At 39.5% G+C, this 3,933-nt stretch carries 6 protein-coding genes; 1 reads left to right on the top strand and 5 read right to left on the bottom strand.

Translation table 11 applies throughout. The features are described from left to right. Positions 1–118: 118 nt before the first annotated feature. The 4 genes from BUA53_RS20710 to BUA53_RS20725 all read right to left on the bottom strand — a co-directional run bounded on the left by BUA53_RS20710 (position 119) and on the right by BUA53_RS20725 (position 2,974). Positions 119–688 (bottom strand): tetratricopeptide repeat protein, encoded by a 570-nt coding sequence (locus tag BUA53_RS20710; protein WP_072837302.1) that lies wholly within the window; start codon positions 686–688, stop codon positions 119–121. Between the two features lie 219 nt (positions 689–907). Further along, positions 908–1,642: a DUF4184 family protein gene (locus tag BUA53_RS20715; RefSeq protein ID WP_072837303.1), complete on the bottom strand. Its 735-nt coding sequence runs from the start codon at positions 1,640–1,642 to the stop codon at positions 908–910. A 176-nt stretch (positions 1,643–1,818) separates the two neighbouring features. Then, positions 1,819–2,445 (bottom strand): M949_RS01915 family surface polysaccharide biosynthesis protein, encoded by a 627-nt coding sequence (locus BUA53_RS20720; RefSeq protein ID WP_072837304.1) that lies wholly within the window; start codon positions 2,443–2,445, stop codon positions 1,819–1,821. Positions 2,446–2,629: 184 nt separating this feature from the next. Further along, complete coding sequence (locus BUA53_RS20725) at positions 2,630–2,974, bottom strand: hypothetical protein (protein WP_139256546.1); 345 nt, start codon at positions 2,972–2,974, stop codon at positions 2,630–2,632. A 34-nt stretch (positions 2,975–3,008) separates the two neighbouring features. On the opposite strand from BUA53_RS20725, the gene BUA53_RS21510 reads away from it, so the two are divergent. Beyond that, the gene (locus tag BUA53_RS21510) at positions 3,009–3,152 is read left to right on the top strand and encodes a hypothetical protein (RefSeq protein ID WP_217653045.1); all 144 of its coding nucleotides are present in this window, start codon (positions 3,009–3,011) and stop codon (positions 3,150–3,152) included. Between the two features lie 83 nt (positions 3,153–3,235). On the opposite strand, the gene BUA53_RS20730 is transcribed toward BUA53_RS21510, so the two are convergent. Then, entirely contained in the window at positions 3,236–3,814 is a 579-nt protein-coding gene (locus BUA53_RS20730; protein WP_139256547.1) for a hypothetical protein, read from the bottom strand. Positions 3,815–3,933 lie beyond the last annotated feature (119 nt).

The raw sequence follows: 3,933 nt of genomic DNA on the forward strand, positions 1-3,933 counted from the left end.
CAGCAACGAAAGCCAGCAACACCAGAATATTTGGAAAACCCTTGAAAGTCAACGTAACTTTATGAGAACAACCAGCTATCTCTTTACATAGGAACTGCTGTTGGTGGCAGTATTATCGTCAAACAACAGCTTTTAATTCCTTTGCAGCTTGCTTATGCCCCAATGCCACCGCTTTGTCAAAATAGTGCTTTGCCCACTTATTTGACTGTCTCACTCCGTGTCCATTTTTGTAGCAAAGTCCCAGGTTGTAAAGAGCTTTTGGGTCGTTTTTGCTTGCCGCCCTTTTATACCAGTAAACAGCTTTCACGTCGTCAATGGTCACACCCAAGCCGTAGTGATAGCAATATCCCAAGTCTCTTTGTGCTTCTGTGTCGCCATTCGTTGCAGCTAAAGTGTACCAATGAACCGCTTTCTTATAATTTTGCTTCACTACTTCGCCTTTGAAGTAAAAAAAGCCAATGTTATACTGGCTTTCCATGTGTCCTTGATTTGCAGCTTTTAGAAACCATTTGTAGGCTTCTTCTACATTTTTTTCAGTTTCTAAACCTTGGTCATAGCATGTCGCTAGATAAAATTGTGCTCGTTTGTGTCCACCTGAAGCGGCACATGACCATAGATTGAAAATGTCCACCCAATCTTTCTTTTTTGGTTTTGTCTCAAAGGCAAGGTGATAACCTAAGCGAAACATGCGATTGAGTTTGGTTTTGCTGAAAGTCTGTGTCACTCTGTAGGTTTTCTGTCAACTTGGTTTTGGAACGGAGGCTTTTTCAATATTGCCACCAACGAGTGCCGGCTTTGCGTTTGTGGCAGCAACAGCGTTACGTCAGCCGAATATAGAACAAAAGATAAATTGAAAAACGATTGTTCAGCATTTATTCGTCAAGCCGCCATAACGCAAAACCGAATGTTAGCTGTATTTATTCTCTCTTTTCAGAATTAAAGGTGTCAATATTAGTGCAGCAAGTCCGGCTGAAATTATTGTCACTATAAGATTTCCATATTGGTTTAATTGTAACCCGAAGAAAAGTCTAAGTAGCACAATAGTCAATATTATTAGAACAATGGAGAGCCAATATTTAGAAATGTTGTCACTTGTCATAGTTGTAGTCCTTTCAATTGTCAAAAAAGCGGTTACTGTGATAAGTCCACCAATTAAGCTGCTTAGATGTTGAATGACTTTATAAATTGGTACTGCTAAGCCATTCAAATGCACTGATTCTTTTAATAGAGAACTTCTTTCAACAAAATAGCCTGTTTCATGAGTAAAACTGTCCCAAAGCAAGTGAGAAAATGCTCCGATTATAACAGAAATACAAACGATAAACCAGTTTAATGAAAAATATTTTATCCAGTTAAATGACTTGAATTTGTCGAGGCGCTTTTGAATGAAAGCGGGAGCATTGTCAATAAAGCAGTTCCGAACAATACCGTGATAAATAAAACATAGAATAAGTCCTAATGGAAGGTCAAACCAAAAGAGTCCGGCTAATGTGTGGCTGTAATCACTTTGAACTTTCATACGAATGAAATATTCGAAGTCAGGTGTCATGCTACCAACAATAAGTCCTGTCGCTGAAAGCCGAAGCCGTTTAGTTGTTGTCAACGGAAGTATTATGGCTGGATGAGAAAAGGTAAACGGCATAGATTATTGTGTCCAAATATAATTACAGCTAACGCTGACGGTTTTGTGCCTGTGGCGGCGTTCTGTGGTTCGTCAGCCTTGGTTAAAGATATACCGCCAAATTGAAAACCAAAAGTTGAACCCTTGTTCGTCCAGCCGCCATAGCACAAAACCGATGTTGGCAGTTCGTGCACGTCTCACTGTTTCCACGTTTCAACTTTGTGCTGTTGCCAAAGCTTCTCTGCGTATTGTCGAAACTCCCATGGTGCACCTTTGAATGTTTCATCAAAAGTAAATTCACCACCCATAAACTTGTTTGGCGACGGTTCAACCCTCGTTGTACCCCGAACGGCAAACTTTTTATTGTCCTCATACATAATAATTTTCATGGGCACAGGACTAACGTCACCTTGGCAAGAAACCTTGTACATTATCCAAATTTCTGCGTTGCCGTCTTTGTTCAGGTCAGTCACCGCAAAAGTCTTGTCAACAAAACAGAGGAACATATCAACAGGACACTCTTTTACATAATCAGTAACTCGCCATGTCTGTTTAATGCTGTCACCCAAAACCAAGTAATGATAGGCATATAAAGCTCCGTCGATGTAACTGTCATCAGGTGCATTTTTGCTCTGCGTTTTGTCTGTCGCTGTTAGAAGGACAATATTGTCTCCAGTGTTGTCTGTCCAACGAACCGCTTGCAAAATTTTGCCAGAATAATGAATGTTTTTAGGAACTGAGTTCTTGTCCAGTTTTGTTAGTTTGAACTGTGCAAAACAGGAATGTGTCAAAATAAGCGAAAGGAGAAGTCCAATAATTTTCATTTGTTAGGATTAGTTGCTTTTTGCATGACTGCCAACGGAAAAGAGCTTGCTGCTGTAGCGGCAGTCTGTGTTTCCGTTGTTTGGTTTAAGTACGGAAGATAATTAGAAATATTGTGCAGAGTACATGCACTGCTTCCGCTATGGCAGCAAAATCGTGTTGCCAGCAGTGTTGATAAACAGACTGCTACTTGTCGAGTTTTGTCTTCTCGTAAATGGTTGTGTAATTGGTCACAAAAGCTGGTTGGATGATTTTGATGTCCCAATCTTTAGGAATTGTCGGGAAGATTTCTTTGGTTTTTAAAACAAACTGATACCAGCCTGGAAGTTCTTCACTGATCGTAAATGCTTTGTCGCCGTACACTATTTCCATATCTATTCTGTCGATGGTGAATTGGTCAACTTTATACACGTTTAGTTGCGTAATGTCAGACCAGGCAAGCCGTTTGATGAAGTCTTCGTAATGAATGGTAAAGCCAGTGTCATCATATTCAAAAGCACCGAGTTCTTCAAACATCTTGTCGAACGTCATACCTGAATTGCTATTCGTCAGGTGTCGTTCTGGAATGAGCTTAGAAAATATTTTTGATATGAAATTCATGTTTGCATTAGTAGCGTCTCGCCACATTGCTGGCAACGGAACGGGTATTTATGCAGTGGTGGCATTTCCTGTTCCGTCAGTTTTGGTTAAAGATAAAATGTTGATTTGAAAATCTAAAGCTCGTAACATGCACGTCAGCCACCATTGCATTAATACCATGTTGCCTGCATGTGCTTTTTGTCAAACGGAAACTTACTTAGCTCTCTGCAAAACTTTTATAAACCTTGTTTGTTTTATGGCTCTTTCCAATAGTAGTTGTGTCCCTTTGTTCATTGTGTCAATCCTCATTTCACCGCTGTAATGGATGAATCCAATAAAATTTTGGTCTATATCCATAAAATGAAAATAGGGAAGCGAAGCATCGCAACTTGTCAAACAGTAAAAGTGTTTTAAGAATTCGTAAAGGTCTGTGTCTGATACTTGCAAGCCGCCATTGAAGTATGTATCAATGTTATTATACGCCAAGTATCGCAATGCCTCGATTAAAGGTTCATAATCATTCCGCTCCAAAGAGAGTTTAGAAACCCAACTTTGCTCTGTGTCTCCAAGAATAATGAGCTTAGAATAACAGAGTTGTTTCATTAGTTTGGTTAACTCTGAAGCTAAAAGTTCGGTGCTTTCAATTTTGTCATTTGATGCAACCTTTAGCCATTGAGTAGCAAATACCGCGGGATAAAAATATTCTTCCTCGTCTGTAGCCTCGTCGTAATGTCTTAAAGGAAAGTTCGAAAACTCTTTTAGGCAATTGTCTCGATTGATTTTAGTTACCATAGTGGTTTGAGATAGCATTACTGCCAACGTTTACGGCTTGCGGCTGTGCTGGTATTTTATAAGTGTCAGTATGGCAACTGAAGCCGATTGAAAAACTAAAGTACAAAATATATTCTTTT

Origin of the sequence: Flavisolibacter ginsengisoli DSM 18119 (genome assembly GCF_900129295.1) — a bacterium.
GTDB lineage: Bacteria > Bacteroidota > Bacteroidia > Chitinophagales > Chitinophagaceae > Flavisolibacter > Flavisolibacter ginsengisoli.

Excerpts from the sequence above, each read along its gene's own strand:
- BUA53_RS21510 (WP_217653045.1), top strand. The coding sequence starts at position 3,009 with ATGAGCTTAGAAAATATTTTTGATATGAAATTCATGTTTGCATTAGTA.
- BUA53_RS20710 (WP_072837302.1), bottom strand. The coding sequence starts at position 688 with ATGTTTCGCTTAGGTTATCACCTTGCCTTTGAGACAAAACCAAAAAAG.
- BUA53_RS20720 (WP_072837304.1), bottom strand. The coding sequence starts at position 2,445 with ATGAAAATTATTGGACTTCTCCTTTCGCTTATTTTGACACATTCCTGT.
- BUA53_RS20715 (WP_072837303.1), bottom strand. The coding sequence starts at position 1,642 with ATGCCGTTTACCTTTTCTCATCCAGCCATAATACTTCCGTTGACAACA.
- BUA53_RS20725 (WP_139256546.1), bottom strand. The coding sequence starts at position 2,974 with ATGACGTTCGACAAGATGTTTGAAGAACTCGGTGCTTTTGAATATGAT.
- BUA53_RS20730 (WP_139256547.1), bottom strand. The coding sequence starts at position 3,814 with ATGGTAACTAAAATCAATCGAGACAATTGCCTAAAAGAGTTTTCGAAC.